The organism is Streptococcus gwangjuense (assembly GCF_003627155.1).
Lineage (GTDB): Bacteria > Bacillota > Bacilli > Lactobacillales > Streptococcaceae > Streptococcus > Streptococcus gwangjuensis.
On record NZ_CP032621.1, the window covers coordinates 19,470 to 35,196 of the forward strand.

General features: G+C 43.0%; 7 protein-coding genes. 6 read left to right on the forward strand and 1 reads right to left on the reverse strand.

The features are described from left to right. Window positions 1-2: 2 nt before the first annotated feature. The 5 genes from rseP (at window position 3) to D7D53_RS00160 (ending at window position 7,774) form a co-directional block, all read left to right on the forward strand. Window positions 3-1,262, forward strand: a complete 1,260-nt coding sequence (gene rseP / locus D7D53_RS00140; RefSeq protein WP_120769751.1) for an RIP metalloprotease RseP — start codon at window positions 3-5, stop codon at window positions 1,260-1,262. A gap of 12 nt (window positions 1,263-1,274) precedes the next feature. Further along, a complete protein-coding gene (locus D7D53_RS00145; protein ID WP_120769752.1) occupies window positions 1,275-3,128 on the forward strand; it encodes a proline--tRNA ligase in 1,854 nt (617 codons plus the stop codon). A gap of 98 nt (window positions 3,129-3,226) precedes the next feature. Beyond that, window positions 3,227-4,606, forward strand: a complete 1,380-nt coding sequence (gene bglA, locus D7D53_RS00150) for a 6-phospho-beta-glucosidase (protein ID WP_120769753.1) — start codon at window positions 3,227-3,229, stop codon at window positions 4,604-4,606. Window positions 4,607-4,797: 191 nt separating this feature from the next. Beyond that, window positions 4,798-6,606 carry a glutamine--fructose-6-phosphate transaminase (isomerizing) gene (gene glmS / locus D7D53_RS00155; RefSeq protein WP_120769754.1) on the forward strand — a complete coding sequence of 603 codons (1,809 nt, stop codon included), beginning with the start codon at window positions 4,798-4,800 and terminating at the stop codon, window positions 6,604-6,606. A 118-nt stretch (window positions 6,607-6,724) separates the two neighbouring features. Then, complete coding sequence (locus tag D7D53_RS00160) at window positions 6,725-7,774, forward strand: LLM class flavin-dependent oxidoreductase (RefSeq protein ID WP_120769755.1); 1,050 nt, start codon at window positions 6,725-6,727, stop codon at window positions 7,772-7,774. 99 nt (window positions 7,775-7,873) lie between these two features. Here D7D53_RS00160 and D7D53_RS00165 read toward each other — a convergent pair whose 3' ends face one another. Beyond that, a complete protein-coding gene (locus D7D53_RS00165) occupies window positions 7,874-11,659 on the reverse strand; it encodes a pullulanase (protein WP_120769756.1) in 3,786 nt (1,261 codons plus the stop codon). A gap of 449 nt (window positions 11,660-12,108) precedes the next feature. Between D7D53_RS00165 and rpoB the strand changes: the two genes are divergently transcribed. Next, window positions 12,109-15,714 carry a DNA-directed RNA polymerase subunit beta gene (gene rpoB, locus D7D53_RS00175; RefSeq protein WP_120769758.1) on the forward strand — a complete coding sequence of 1,202 codons (3,606 nt, stop codon included), beginning with the start codon at window positions 12,109-12,111 and terminating at the stop codon, window positions 15,712-15,714. The last annotated feature ends 13 nt before the right edge of the window (window positions 15,715-15,727 follow it).

Here is a 15,727-nt window from a genome sequence, read left to right on the forward strand (position 1 = left end):
CTATGCTCGGAATTTTAACCTTTATTCTGGTTTTTGGGATTATTGTAGTGGTGCACGAGTTCGGACATTTCTACTTTGCCAAGAAATCAGGGATTCTAGTGCGTGAATTTGCCATCGGTATGGGACCCAAGATCTTTGCTCATATTGGCAAGGATGGAACGGCCTATACCATTCGAATCTTGCCTCTGGGAGGCTACGTTCGCATGGCCGGTTGGGGTGATGATACAACTGAAATCAAGACAGGAACTCCTGTCAGTTTGACGCTTACTGATGATGGTAAGGTTAAACGCATCAATCTCTCAGGTAAAAAATTGGATCAAACAGCTCTTCCTATGCAGGTGACCCAGTTTGATTTTGAAGACAAGCTCTTTATCAGGGGCTTGGTTCTGGAGGAAGAAAAAACATTTGCAGTGGATCACGATGCAACGGTTGTGGAAGCAGATGGAACTGAGGTTCGGATTGCTCCTTTAGATGTTCAATATCAAAATGCGACTATCTGGGGGAAACTCATTACTAATTTTGCAGGCCCTATGAACAACTTTATCTTAGGGGTTGTTGTTTTCTGGATTTTAATCTTCATGCAGGGTGGTGTCAGAGATGTCGATACCAACCAGTTCCATATTATGCCCCAAGGGGCCTTGGCTAAGGTGGGAGTACCAGAAACGGCACAAATTACCAAAATTGGCTCACATGAGGTTAGCAACTGGGAAAGTTTGATTCAGGCTGTGGAATCAGAAACCAAAGATAAGACAGCCCCGACCTTGGATGTGACTATTTCTGAAAAGGGTAGTGACAAACAAGTTACAGTTACACCCGAAGAAAGTCAAGGCCATTACCTTCTAGGTGTTCAACCGGGGATTAAGTCAGATTTTCTATCCATGTTTGTAGGTGGTTTTACAACTGCTGCTGACTCAGCCCTCCGAATTCTCTCAGAACTGAAAAATCTGATTTTCCAACCGGATTTGAACAAGCTAGGTGGACCTGTTGCCATCTTTAAGGCAAGTAGTGATGCTGCTAAAAATGGAATTGAGAATGTCTTGTACTTCTTGGCAATAATTTCCATCAATATTGGGATTTTTAATCTTATTCCGATTCCAGCCCTGGATGGTGGTAAGATTGTGCTCAATATCCTAGAAGCCATCCGCCGCAAACCATTGAAACAAGAAATTGAAACCTATGTCACCTTGGCCGGAGTGGTCATCATGGTTGTCTTGATGATTGCTGTGACCTGGAATGACATCATGCGACTCTTTTTTAGATAATCGAGGAATATTATGAAACAAAGTAAAATGCCTATCCCAACGCTTCGCGAAATGCCAAGCGATGCTCAAGTTATCAGCCACGCTCTTATGTTGCGAGCTGGTTATGTTCGCCAAGTTTCAGCAGGCGTTTATTCTTACCTACCACTTGCTAACCGTGTGATTGAAAAAGCTAAAAACATCATGCGCCAAGAATTCGACAAGATTGGTGCCGTTGAGATGTTGGCTCCTGCCCTTCTTAGTGCAGAATTGTGGCGCGAATCAGGTCGTTATGAAACTTATGGTGAAGACCTTTACAAACTAAAAAACCGTGAAAAATCAGACTTTATCCTAGGTCCAACTCACGAAGAAACCTTTACAGCTATTGTCCGTGATTCTGTTAAGTCTTACAAGCAATTGCCGCTTAACCTTTATCAAATCCAGCCTAAGTATCGTGATGAAAAACGCCCACGTAATGGACTACTCCGTACACGTGAGTTTATCATGAAAGATGCTTACAGTTTCCACGCTAACTATGATAGCTTGGACAGTGTTTACGATGAGTACAAGGCTGCTTATGAGCGTATTTTCACTCGTAGTGGTTTAGATTTCAAGGCTATCATCGGTGACGGTGGAGCCATGGGTGGTAAGGACAGCCAAGAATTTATGGCTATTACACCTGCTCGTACAGACCTTGACCGATGGGTTGTTTTGGACAAGTCAGTTACCTCATTTGATGAAATTCCTGCAGAAGTGCAAGAAGAAATCAAGGCAGAATTGCTTAAATGGATGGTTTCTGGTGAAGATACCATTGCTTACTCAAGTGAGTCTAGCTATGCTGCTAACTTGGAAATGGCAACAAACGAGTACAAACCAAGCAACCGTGTCGTTGCTGAAGAAGAAGTGACTCGTGTTGCAACACCAGATGTTAAAACAATCGATGAAGTTGCCGCCTTCCTCAACGTTCCAGAAGAACAAACGATTAAAACCCTCTTCTACATGGCAGACGGTGAGCTTGTTGCCGCCCTTCTAGTTGGAAATGATCAGCTTAATGAAGTTAAGTTGAAAAACCACTTGGGAGCAGATTTCTTTGACGTTGCTAGCGAAGAAGAAGTGGCGAATCTTGTTCAAGCAGGATTTGGTTCACTTGGCCCAGTTGGTTTGCCAGAGAATGTTAAAATCATTGCAGATCGTAAAGTGCAAGATGTTCGTAATGCAGTTGTGGGTGCTAACGAAGATGGCTACCACTTGACTGGTGTGAACCCAGGTCGTGATTTTACTGCAGAATATGTGGATATCCGTGAAGTTCGTGAGGGTGAAATTTCACCAGACGGACAAGGTGTCCTTAACTTTGCGCGTGGTATTGAAATTGGTCACATCTTCAAACTTGGCACTCGCTATTCAGCAAGCATGGGAGCAGATGTTTTGGATGAAAATGGCCGTGCTGTGCCAATTATCATGGGATGTTACGGTATCGGTGTCAGCCGTCTCCTTTCAGCAGTGATGGAGCAACACGCTCGCCTCTTTGTTAACAAAACGCCAAAAGGTGAATACCGTTACGCTTGGGGAATCAACTTCCCTAAAGAATTGGCACCATTTGATGTGCACTTGATCACTGTCAATGTCAAGGATGATGAAGCGCAAGCCTTGACAGAAAAGCTTGAAGCAAGCTTGATGGGAGCTGGTTATGAAGTCTTGACAGATGACCGTAACGAACGTGTTGGTGTTAAATTCAGCGATAGCGACTTGATTGGATTGCCAATCCGTATTACTGTTGGTAAAAAAGCGGCCGATGGTATCGTAGAAGTGAAGATTAAAGCGACTGGTGACACTATCGAAGTTCATGCAGATAACTTGCTTGAAACGCTTGAAATTCTCAGCAAGAAATAAAAACTATAATCAGAAGAAAAACAAGGAAAAAATGTAACTAGTTTTTACCTTGTTTTTTCTGTATAATGGGAAAAATGAGTAGATAAAGAGGTAAATGTATGCTAAGATTTCCAAAGGATTTTGTCTGGGGATCCTCTACTTCTGGACCACAAACAGAAGGACGTGTAGCTGGTGACGGTAAGGGAGATAATCTCTGGGATTATTGGTACCAAGTGGAGCCAAATCGTTACTATAATGGGATTGGTCCAGATAAAACATCAACCTTTTATGAAAACTGGGAAAAGGATATTGAGCTACTGTTAGAAACTGGTCACACGGCCTTTCGGACTTCTATTCAGTGGTCACGGATTTTTCCACAAGGGCGTGGGGAAGTCAATTCTCAAGGTGTGGATTTCTATCGTAAGGTTTTTGAGGCTATTAAGGCTAAAGGGATTCGTCTTTTAGTCAATCTTTATCATTTTGATTTACCTTTTGCCCTTCAAGAGGATGGTGATGGTTGGGAAAATAAGGCGACTGTCTCAGCCTATGAAGACTATGCTCGTTTTTGTTTTGAGACTTATGGAAATTTAGTGGATCAATGGATTACCTTTAACGAGCCCATCGTTCCAGTAGAATTTGGCTATTTTTACGATGCCCATTATCCACACAAGGTGGATGCAGAGGCAGCCGTTAAAGTAGCTTATCATACACAATTGGCCAGCAGTCGGGCGGTCAAGGCCTGCCATGAACTCTTGCCTGATTCCAAGATTGGGATTGTCCTCAACTTGACACCGGCTTATCCACGTAGCCAGCATCCTGCTGATGTCAAGGCTGCTCGGATTGCAGATCTCTTTCAGGCCCAATCTTTCTTAGATCCATCTGTCTTGGGGACTTATCCACAGGAGTTGGTAGAAATCTTACATGAATACGGTCTCTTGCCTGATGCTACAGAGAAGGAGTTGAAGCTCATTCGTGACAATACAGTGGACTTCCTTGGTGTCAACTACTATCAACCTTTGCGTGTTATGGCGCCTCGATTTGCTAAGCATCCAGAGAGTCCACTCTTACCAGAACATTTTTACGAGCCTTATGTGATGCCTGGACGTAAAATCAATCCTCATCGTGGCTGGGAGATTTATGAACAAGGGATTTATGACATTGCTCAAAATATCAAGGAAAATTATGGTAATATCGAATGGATGTTGACAGAGAATGGTATGGGTGTTGAAGGGGAAGAAAAATTCCGTGAGAATGGAATGATTCAAGATGATTACCGTATTGACTTTGTAAAAGGTCATCTTCATGAACTTCACCGTGCTATTGAAGATGGAGCCAACTGTAAAGGATACTTAATCTGGACCTTTATTGATTGCTGGTCATGGCTCAACAGCTATAAAAATCGCTATGGTTTGGTTGAATTAGACTTGGAAACGCAAGAACGTCATCTGAAGAAATCAGGGCACTGGTTCAAGGAGCTAAGCGATAATAATGGATTTTAAAAAGGACTCTGACTGATTGTACTAATTGGTCAGAGTTTTTTGCTTACAGGAGCTTAATTTGAACTATACCAATTTTAACTCTTGACAAGTGAGAGAAACAAGTATATACTGTTTTTGCTGATTCTATAAAAGAGGAATTAGACTATACCAATTTTAAGGAGAAAGCACAGCTGGTCTGTGTCGTATATACTATGTGTGGAATTGTTGGTGTTGTTGGAAACACAAATGCAACTGATATTTTGATTCAAGGGCTTGAAAAGCTCGAATACCGTGGCTATGATTCTGCGGGAATTTTTGTCCTAGGTGGTGCTGAAAATCACCTAGTCAAGGCTGTAGGTCGTATCGCAGAATTGTCTGCTAAAACAGCTGGTGTTGGGGGAACAACTGGTATTGGACATACTCGTTGGGCGACTCACGGGAAACCAACGGAAGACAATGCTCACCCACACCGTTCTGAGACAGAACGTTTTGTTTTGGTGCACAATGGGGTGATTGAGAACTACCTTGAAATCAAGGAAGAATACCTTGCAGGTCACCACTTCAAAGGGCAAACAGATACGGAAATCGCCGTTCACTTAATTGGAAAATTTGCAGAAGAAGATGGCTTGTCAGTTCTTGAAGCCTTCAAAAAAGCTCTTCACATCATCCGTGGTTCTTATGCCTTTGCCTTGGTTGACTCACAAGATCCTGAAGTCATCTACGTGGCTAAAAATAAATCACCACTTTTGATTGGTCTTGGAGAAGGCTATAACATGGTCTGCTCAGACGCCATGGCTATGATTCGTGAGACCAACCAATACATGGAAATTCATGACCAAGAGCTGGTAATCGTCAAGGCTGATAGTGTGGAAGTTCAAGACTATGATGGTAATAGTCGTGAGCGTGCTAGCTACACTGCTGAGCTTGATTTGTCAGATATCGGTAAGGGAACTTATCCTTACTACATGCTCAAGGAAATTGACGAGCAACCAACTGTTATGCGTAAACTCATCCAAGCCTACACAGATGAGGTTGGTCAAGTAGTAGTAGACCCAGCTATCATCCAGGCTGTTCAAGACGCAGACCGTATCTACATCCTTGCAGCTGGAACATCTTACCACGCAGGATTTGCTTCTAAGAAGATGCTGGAAGAATTGACTGATACACCAGTTGAACTTGGAATCTCATCTGAGTGGGGCTACGGTATGCCACTGCTCAGCAAGAAACCACTCTTCATCTTTATCAGCCAATCTGGTGAAACAGCTGATAGCCGTCAGGTTTTGGTCAAGGCTAATGAAATGGGAATCCCAAGCTTGACAGTGACAAATGTCCCAGGTTCAACACTTTCACGTGAAGCCAACCATACCATGCTCCTTCATGCGGGTCCTGAAATTGCCGTAGCCTCAACCAAGGCTTATACAGCGCAAATCGCAGCCCTTGCCTTCCTTGCAAAAGCAGTCGGAGAAGCAAATGGCAATGCCAAAGCGCAAGACTTTGACTTGGTTCATGAATTGTCAATTGTAGCTCAGTCTATCGAATCAACTCTTTCAGAGAAAGAAACCATTGAAGCCAAGGTTCGTGAGCTTCTTGAAACAACTCGCAACGCCTTTTACATCGGGCGTGGTCAAGATTACTATGTAGCTATGGAAGCAAGTCTCAAACTCAAAGAGATTTCTTACATCCAGTGTGAAGGTTTTGCAGCAGGAGAACTTAAGCACGGAACCATTGCCTTAATTGAAGAAGGAACACCTGTCTTGGCCCTTTTGTCAGATCCAGTCCTTGCCAACCATACTCGTGGAAATATCCAAGAGGTCGCAGCCCGTGGTGCCAAAGTCCTCACTATCGCAGAAGAAAATGTTGCCAAAGATACAGACGACATCGTTCTTACGACCGTCCACCCTTACCTCTCACCAATTTCAATGGTCGTACCAACACAATTGGTCGCTTACTTTGCAACCCTACACCGTGGTCTTGATGTGGATAAACCACGTAACCTTGCTAAATCAGTAACGGTAGAATAAGTTAAAAAAGTCTAGTTATCTAGGCTTTTTCTTGTGAGCAAATTGGTTGTTTGTACTCAATATTCGTGTTAGAATAATTTTTCAAATTGAAGAACAGAAATAGACAGGGAGAATTACTATGGTAGAATTGGGAATTTCGACATTTGGGGAAACAACGGAGCTTGAAGGAACTGGGCAGACTTACAGTCATGCTGAACGCATTCGTCAGTTGGTGGCAGAGATTGAACTGGCTGACAAGGTTGGTTTGGATGTGTATGGGATTGGCGAGCACCATCGAGAGGATTTTGCAGTATCAGCTCCAGAGATTGTCCTGGCAGCTGGGGCAGTCAATACCAAGAAAATCCGTTTGACCAGTGCAGTCAGCATTCTCTCGAGCATGGATTCGATTCGCTTGTTCCAACAGTATGCCACTATCGATGCTTTGTCAAATGGACGTGCGGAGATTATGGCCGGAAGGGGTTCTTTCACGGAATCTTTCTCCTTGTTTGGCTATGATTTGAAAGACTACGAAGCCCTCTTTGATGAGAAATTAGACTTGCTTCAGTTAGTCAATGAAAAGACAAAGCTAGACTGGAAAGGTCGATTGACCCAAACGATTGCTGGTAAAGAAGTTTATCCTCGTCCAGTTCAGGACAAATTACCCTTGTGGATAGCGACAGGTGGTCATGTCGAATCAACAGTGAAGATTGCTCAGGCAGGCTTACCGATTGTCTATGCCATTATTGGTGGGAACCCTCGTTATTTTAAAAAGTTGATTCAGGCTTATCGTGAGATTGGGAGCGAAGCGGGCCATGCTAGTCATGAACTAAAGGTTGGGGCTCATTCTTGGGGTTGGATTGCTGAAGATGGCGAGCAGGCTGTAAAAGATTATTTCCATCCGACCAAGCAAGTGGTGGATGCTATTTCCAAAGACCGTCCGCACTGGCAGGAATTGCGTTATGAGCAATATTTGGAGCAAGTTGGATCAAATGGTGCCATGTTTGTGGGCAATCCAGATCAAGTGGCAGAAAAATTGATTCGCATGATTGAGGATTTAGGATTGGACCGCTTCATGCTCCATCTACCGCTTGGTTCTATGCCTCATGAACAAGTCCTGAGAGCTATTGAACTTTTCGGAACGCAAGTGGCTCCAAAAGTACGGGCTTATTTTGCCATGAAAGAGGCTTAATAAAAAATCCTAATCAAGTTTATTATGACGACAAATATTGTATAAAAATCAATCCCCCGAGCGTTATGGCTTGGGGGATAGTTCTATAGGAGGGCTAGTTTAGTTCTCTTTTTTGTTTTTTAGCAAGAACCCGAGACCTAGAAGAGCAAGGAGACTAATTCCTGCAAGCAGGAGTTTGTGATCATTTTTGGTTCCTGTATTTGGTAGTTCAGCTTGTGAATCAGCTGTAGCTTGGTTAGGTTTATTTTCTGCATCAGATACTTTTGCATCTGGTTTTGCAGAATCAGGTTTAGTTTGTGGAGCTGGAGTTTGCTGTTCCGGTTTGACTACTCGGTTTGACATATTGTCTTGACTGTTATTTTGACCGTGTTCTTGTTTTAAGCTAGAAAGATCAAATTCTGGTTTTTCTTCCACAGCTGGGGCAACGATAGCACCGCCTTGAGCGATTCGAAGAACAGTAGCTGTAAGGGCATTTAATTTCAAGCCTTTTTCGGTCCATTCAATTCCTTTCGGGTTGGCAATTCCTACTGGTCCTGCTTGGTTTTCATCTGCCAAAACTTCAGCATTTCTGAGGTGGTCGAAGGCAGTTCTCAAATTAAATTCGCGAGCTTTTTCGTCCGCATTGACAAAGACTGCGTAGATATCACCGTTTGGAGCAGTGATTTGGTAACCGATCACTACATCCTCTTTCTCCACACCATTTTGACCTGGGACAGTGATGAGGCGGATACGGTCTTTGATATCTTGAAGACTCTTAAGTCGGAAGGCATCTGTAGATTGACGAAGGGCAATCAAACCTTTCATATAGTCACGACTCTTGACATTTTCAGGATATACTTTTCCATCTGTAGCCTTAGTCCAGTCAAACTTGTTAATAGCATCGCTCGAATCGTAAGAGTCATGGATGAAGTAAGGATAGTCAAATGGGTTACCGTCCTTATCACGCAATAAGTGAGATTTGTTTGGTTGTTTGTCCTCTGCTACTGGAGTCTTGTAGGCTGGGTCACGGAATTGTTTAGTACGTCCGTATTCCTGACCAGAGTGGATAAATGGAGTTCCTTGAGCTGTCAAGACCATGAGATTTCCAAGTCGCAAACGACGATGGATTTCAGCATAGTTCTCAGCCTTGCTTGGGTCTTTTTTGATAGATTGGGCGATGATGTCAAAGAGGGTCAAGTTATCATGGGCTGCGATGTACTGGATAACATCTCCGGGACTATCTGCTTCAAAGTTGGTTGGTTGAGCAATGAGATTTTTGAAGATAGTGTTGATATCACGCTTGCCGCCTGTGATAAAGGCAGGTTGACCTTCGTTTGGATAACCAGACTTGAGGTTGTTACGGATGTCGTCGGAAAATACTGCGACAGTATCGGTATGTTTCATCCAATCTTGGTCAGCAGCTTTAGTAGGCATATTTTCATCACCAGCATAGGTTCTCCAACCTTCACCCAGCATGATTAGATTTGGATTGAGGGCGCGTGCAGCCTTGTAAGCTTCTTCGATAGAAGCGGCATCATGGTCTCCCATCATATCGAAACGGAATCCATCAACTTTGTAGGTATCAACTAGATACTTGATAGAATCAACTAGGAGGCGTTTGGTCATATAGTGAGTTGTCCCCAAACGTCCACCACCAAAGCTAGTTCGAGGTGTTCCATCAGCATCCATAAAGTGATAGTAGTTTGGTTCCAAATCTTCAAAAATATCGACTTTGGCTGTATGGTTATAAACTACGTCCAGGATGGCTCCCATGCCACGTTTGTGGATTTCGTTGATGAGATTTTTGAATTCTGCGATTCGTTTTTCTGGATTCTTAGGATTGCTTGAGTACATACCAGTCAAGGAGAAGTAGTTTTGAGGGTCATATCCCCAGTTGTAGTTGCTGTTGCTTGAAGCATAGTCAGATAAGCGTTCGTGGTTCTTCAACTCATTGACAAAGTAGTAAGACAAGACTGGAAGGAGCTGGATGTGGGTTACACCCAAGTTTTTGAGGTAGTCTAGTTTTTCGATAAAGGCTTCAAAGGTACCAAATGGCTTAGTCAAATCTTTTGCGATGGCAGGATCTGAAGTGAAGTCACGCACATGAGCTTCATAGATGACAGCATCTTCGCGCGATTTGAAGTTGCGAATCTTACCATAAGTCAAGTCTTGAGGTCCTAGTTTAGCTGGATCTACAAAGGCAGCTTTAGCCACTTTATGGGCATCGTCAATCTTGGCATCGTCACTATTCCAAGCAGCGAGGGATTTAGCGTAAGGATCGAGTGCAAGAACAGTTTTACCTTGGCGCTCAATTTGGTAGTGGTAGTAGTAGCCAGTGTAATTGCTGATGCCGAGACCAGAGTTTTCATTCAGAGTTTGTTTCCAGGTTCCTTTTTCTCCTTTTTCAAGGGCGACAGTTCCAACTACTTTTTCAGGGTCTTTCTTGTCGTAGACAACAACAGAAACCTTATCAGCACTTGGTGACCATAGAGTTAAATCAACCTGTTTTCCTTCTTCTTTGAGGTCAGCTCCAAGTTTACCATCATAGCTGTAAGTCTCATCTTTAAGACGCCAGCTTGTTTTGGTAGTGAATTTGTCAGAGTTGTAGCTAACGGTATAAGGATGTTTTGTGTCAGAGAAATCTCCGCTGTAGGTCACTTTCTTACCAGCCTCATCGATTGTAACGTCAGTGATAGTTACTTTGTTTCCTAGATGATTAGTGATGCTGGAGTGTTTGAGGATATCTTCTTTTTTAGCACCGACAAGTGTTGAAAAACTACTCTCAATGCTAGAAGTGCCTACGTGTTGAGCTCCTGTCATGCGGATATCGTGCACATAGTAGGGGTTGGTGTAGATGGTTTCGTCATCATCTTTTAGGAAAATTTGGCTATGATTTTTCAAATCTGTGAACTTATAATCTTCTTTACGGATTTTCACATTGTCTCCTTGTTTGTTTCTGTCTAGTAATAAAAATCCAAGATCTTTTGCTGCATCTTTGAGTGGAATATCAATATAGCGCCCATATTTGCCTGTAGCCGTAAAGTCTGTTCCGTTAGGCCATTCACCACTACTTGGATTTTTCACATCTCCCCAGTACCAGAGAGATTTCTTGTCATAGTTGCCATCTGTACGGTAGTAGTTGACGCGAATAGTTCCTGCAGGTTGTGGCTCGTAAGAGAAAACCTTGTGATCTTGGTCCAACCAAGCCTCATTCATTTTTGGTGCCAGTTTCTCTACCGATTTATCACCGGTTAGATTTTTCCCAGCTGTATTATTGATGAGGAAGCTAATTTTCTTGGCTTGTTCTCCCTTTAATTTGACATCTAGGTAGTAGCCATAGTCATCTTTTTTGGCATCCTTAAAGGACAAGGCTCCGTTAGGCCAATTTTCAGATGGTTTTTCAACATCGTCCCAAGTCCAAAGACCTTGAGAATCCTTGTTTTCTTCAGGGAGTTTCTTTACATGGATGCGGAAGTGGTTATCTGCGATGGGTTCTTCTGCTTTAGTTTCAGTCGCTGCTGGACTAATAGCAGTAGTTGGCTCACTTGAACGATCTTGTCCGGTTTGTGGTGCTGAATCGGCTGGGCTTGAAACAGGAGTTGTTGGCTCTGTTGCAGGTTTTTCTTCTTTTTTTTCTAGGGAAGCGTTTGCATTTTTAGGCGAAGAAATATCACTTTCGTTCTTATCAGAGTTAACTGCTGTATCAGTAAGAGGTTGGGCAAGGGCAGTAGTAGTTTCGTTACTAGTTCCCTTATTGCTTGTAGTATTTTCGTTGGCTGAGATAGTTGGTGTAGCCATGGCAAGCAGAATAAGGCTTGCTCCAATAAGGACAGAACCAGTTCCATTTTTGAGGGAACGGATGCTGTAAATCATTTTTTTCTCAGTGTGAGATGGTATTTTTCTCATAATGATTCTCCAATCAATAAATTTCTATATCAGTATAGCACTTAGTAAAATAAGATGCAAGCGTTTTCCTAAAATTAAACTAAAAGAAAAAATAGCAACAAATTTTGTTACGATTCAGCCAGCCTTTCTTATAGGAAAAGATTTTGTCAAAAATTCGTCAATCCCCTTGAAAAATCTAGCTAAATAGGGTATAATATGAGTAATCATTTGTCGTAGGTTTTGTCTGAAATATTGTCCAGACAAGGCTCACAGCAGTTAAATCTTCTGAAAAAGTCAGATTTAGCTGCTCTTTTTGTGCTTTTTTTCAGGATTTTGAGTACTTGTAACAAAGACTTAAAGATTCTGAAAATTTATCAAGAGGACACGGTGATAGGGGTTTTTAAAACCATATGACGATTAGAAAAGCCTGATTGACAAGGCTTGGAACTTATTTACAAAGGAGAATCATCTTGGCAGGACATGACGTTCAATACGGGAAACATCGTACCCGTCGTAGTTTTTCAAGAATCAAAGAAGTTCTTGACTTACCAAATTTGATTGAAATTCAAACTGACTCATTCAAAGATTTCCTAGACCACGGTCTTAAGGAAGTGTTTGAAGATGTATTGCCAATTTCAAACTTCACAGACACAATGGAGTTGGAATTTGTTGGATATGAAATCAAGGAACCAAAATATACGCTAGAAGAAGCTCGTATTCACGATGCTAGCTACTCAGCACCAATTTTTGTAACCTTCCGCTTGATCAATAAAGAAACAGGCGAAATCAAAACCCAAGAAGTTTTCTTTGGTGATTTCCCAATCATGACAGAAATGGGTACCTTCATCATCAATGGTGGTGAACGTATCATCGTGTCTCAGTTGGTCCGCTCACCAGGTGTTTACTTTAACGATAAAGTTGATAAAAACGGTAAAGTGGGCTACGGTTCAACTGTTATCCCTAACCGTGGAGCTTGGTTGGAACTTGAAAGCGACTCAAAAGATATCGCCTACACTCGTATCGACCGTACTCGTAAGATTCCATTTACAACCTTGGTTCGTGCTCTTGGTTTCTCAGGTGATGATGAAATTTTTGATATCTTTGGTGATAGCGAATTGGTTCGCAACACTGTTGAAAAAGATATCCACAAGAACCCAATGGACTCTCGTACAGACGAAGCCTTGAAAGAAATTTACGAACGCCTTCGTCCAGGTGAGCCTAAGACTGCTGAAAGCTCACGTAGCTTGCTTGTGGCACGCTTCTTTGACCCACGTCGCTATGACTTAGCAGCAGTTGGTCGTTACAAAATCAATAAAAAACTCAATGTTAAAACACGTTTGCTTAATCAAACTATTGCAGAGCCATTGGTAGACCCTGAAACAGGAGAAATCTTGGTAGAAGCTGGTACAATCATGACTCGTAGCGTGATTGAAAGTATTGAAAGCCATTTGGATGGTGATTTGAACAAGATTGTCTACATTCCAAATGATGCTGCGGTTGTGACTGAGCCAGTTGTTCTTCAAAAATTCAAGGTTGTTGCTCCAACTGATCCAGACCGTGTCGTAACAATCATTGGTAATGCTAATCCAGATGACAAGGTTCGTATCGTCACTCCTGCAGATATCCTTGCTGAGATGAGCTACTTCCTTAACTTGGCGGAAGGACTTGGCCGTGTAGATGATATCGACCACCTTGGAAACCGTCGTATCCGTGCGGTTGGTGAATTGCTTGCCAATCAAGTACGTCTTGGACTTTCTCGTATGGAACGTAATGTCCGTGAACGTATGTCTGTTCAAGATAATGAAGTCTTGACACCACAACAAATTATCAATATTCGTCCTGTAACAGCTGCGGTTAAAGAATTTTTTGGTTCATCACAGTTGTCACAGTTCATGGACCAACACAACCCGCTTTCTGAGTTGTCTCACAAACGTCGTTTATCAGCCTTAGGACCTGGTGGTTTGACTCGTGACCGTGCTGGATATGAAGTCCGTGACGTGCACTACACTCACTACGGCCGTATGTGTCCAATCGAGACACCTGAAGGACCGAACATCGGTTTGATCAATAACTTGTCATCTTACGGACACTTGAACAAGTATGGTTTTGTTCAAACACCATACCGTAAGGTTGACCGTGAAACAGGTGTTGTTACCAACGAAATCGTTTGGTTGACAGCCGATGAAGAAGATGAATTCACTGTAGCACAGGCTAACTCACGTCTTAATGAAGATGGAACCTTTGCTGAAAAAGTTGTCATGGGACGTCACCAAGGGGTCAACCAAGAGTATCCAGCTAACGTTGTTGACTACATGGACGTATCACCAAAACAGGTAGTTGCCGTTGCGACAGCATGTATTCCTTTCTTGGAAAACGATGACTCCAACCGTGCCCTTATGGGTGCCAACATGCAACGTCAGGCTGTGCCATTGATTAATCCTAAAGCACCTTACGTTGGTACTGGTATGGAATACCAAGCAGCCCACGATTCTGGAGCTGCTGTGATTGCTCAGTATGATGGTAAAGTTACTTACGCAGATGCTGACAAGGTAGAAGTTCGTCGTGAAGATGGTTCGCTAGATGTTTATCACATCCAAAAATTCCGTCGTTCAAACTCAGGTACTGCTTACAACCAACGCACTCTCGTAAAAGTTGGCGATGTTGTTGAAAAAGGCGATTTCATCGCTGACGGACCTTCCATGGAAAATGGGGAAATGGCACTTGGGCAAAACCCAATCGTTGCCTACATGACTTGGGAAGGTTACAACTTCGAGGATGCCGTTATCATGAGCGAACGCTTGGTGAAAGACGATGTTTATACATCTGTCCACCTTGAAGAATACGAATCAGAAACACGCGATACAAAGCTTGGGCCTGAAGAAATCACTCGCGAAATTCCAAACGTTGGTGAAGATGCCCTTAAAGACCTTGACGAAATGGGTATTATCCGTATCGGTGCTGAGGTTAAAGAAGGTGATATCCTTGTAGGTAAAGTAACACCTAAGGGTGAGAAAGACCTTTCAGCTGAAGAACGTCTCTTGCACGCTATCTTCGGAGATAAATCTCGTGAAGTGCGTGATACTTCTCTTCGTGTACCACACGGTGCCGATGGTGTCGTTCGTGATGTTAAGATCTTTACACGTGCAAATGGAGATGAATTGCAATCAGGTGTTAATATGCTGGTTCGCGTCTACATCGCTCAAAAACGTAAGATCAAGGTCGGAGATAAGATGGCCGGACGCCACGGAAATAAAGGGGTTGTCTCTCGTATCGTTCCTGTAGAAGACATGCCATACCTTCCAGATGGAACTCCAGTCGATATCATGTTGAACCCACTTGGGGTGCCATCACGTATGAATATCGGTCAGGTTATGGAGCTTCACCTTGGTATGGCTGCTCGTACTCTTGGTATTCACATCGCAACACCAGTCTTTGACGGAGCAAGTTCTGAAGACCTTTGGTCAACTGTTAAAGAAGCAGGTATGGATAGCGATGCCAAGACAATCCTTTACGATGGACGTACTGGTGAGCCGTTTGATAACCGTGTGTCAGTTGGTGTCATGTACATGATCAAACTCCACCACATGGTTGATGATAAATTGCACGCGCGTTCAGTCGGACCATACTCAACCGTTACCCAACAACCACTCGGAGGTAAAGCTCAGTTTGGTGGACAACGTTTCGGTGAGATGGAGGTTTGGGCTCTTGAAGCCTACGGTGCATCAAATGTCCTTCAAGAAATCTTGACTTACAAGTCTGACGATATCAACGGACGTTTGAAAGCTTATGAAGCCATTACAAAAGGAAAACCAATTCCAAAACCAGGTGTTCCAGAATCATTCCGAGTTCTTGTCAAAGAATTGCAATCTCTTGGTCTTGATATGCGTGTCCTTGACGAAGATGACCAAGAAGTGGAACTTCGCGACTTGGATGAAGGAATGGACGAAGATGTCATCCACGTAGATGACCTTGAAAAAGCCCGCGAAAAAGCAGCCCAAGAGGCTAAAGCAGCCTTTGAAGCTGAAGAAGCTGAAAAAGCAACAAAAGCGGAAGCAACAGAAGAAGCTGCTGAATAAGAATAAGCAGTTC

Excerpts from the sequence above, each read along its gene's own strand:
- rseP (WP_120769751.1), top strand. The coding sequence starts at position 3 with ATGCTCGGAATTTTAACCTTTATTCTGGTTTTTGGGATTATTGTAGTG.
- D7D53_RS00145 (WP_120769752.1), top strand. The coding sequence starts at position 1,275 with ATGAAACAAAGTAAAATGCCTATCCCAACGCTTCGCGAAATGCCAAGC.
- bglA (WP_120769753.1), top strand. The coding sequence starts at position 3,227 with ATGCTAAGATTTCCAAAGGATTTTGTCTGGGGATCCTCTACTTCTGGA.
- glmS (WP_120769754.1), top strand. The coding sequence starts at position 4,798 with ATGTGTGGAATTGTTGGTGTTGTTGGAAACACAAATGCAACTGATATT.
- D7D53_RS00160 (WP_120769755.1), top strand. The coding sequence starts at position 6,725 with ATGGTAGAATTGGGAATTTCGACATTTGGGGAAACAACGGAGCTTGAA.
- D7D53_RS00165 (WP_120769756.1), bottom strand. The coding sequence starts at position 11,659 with ATGAGAAAAATACCATCTCACACTGAGAAAAAAATGATTTACAGCATC.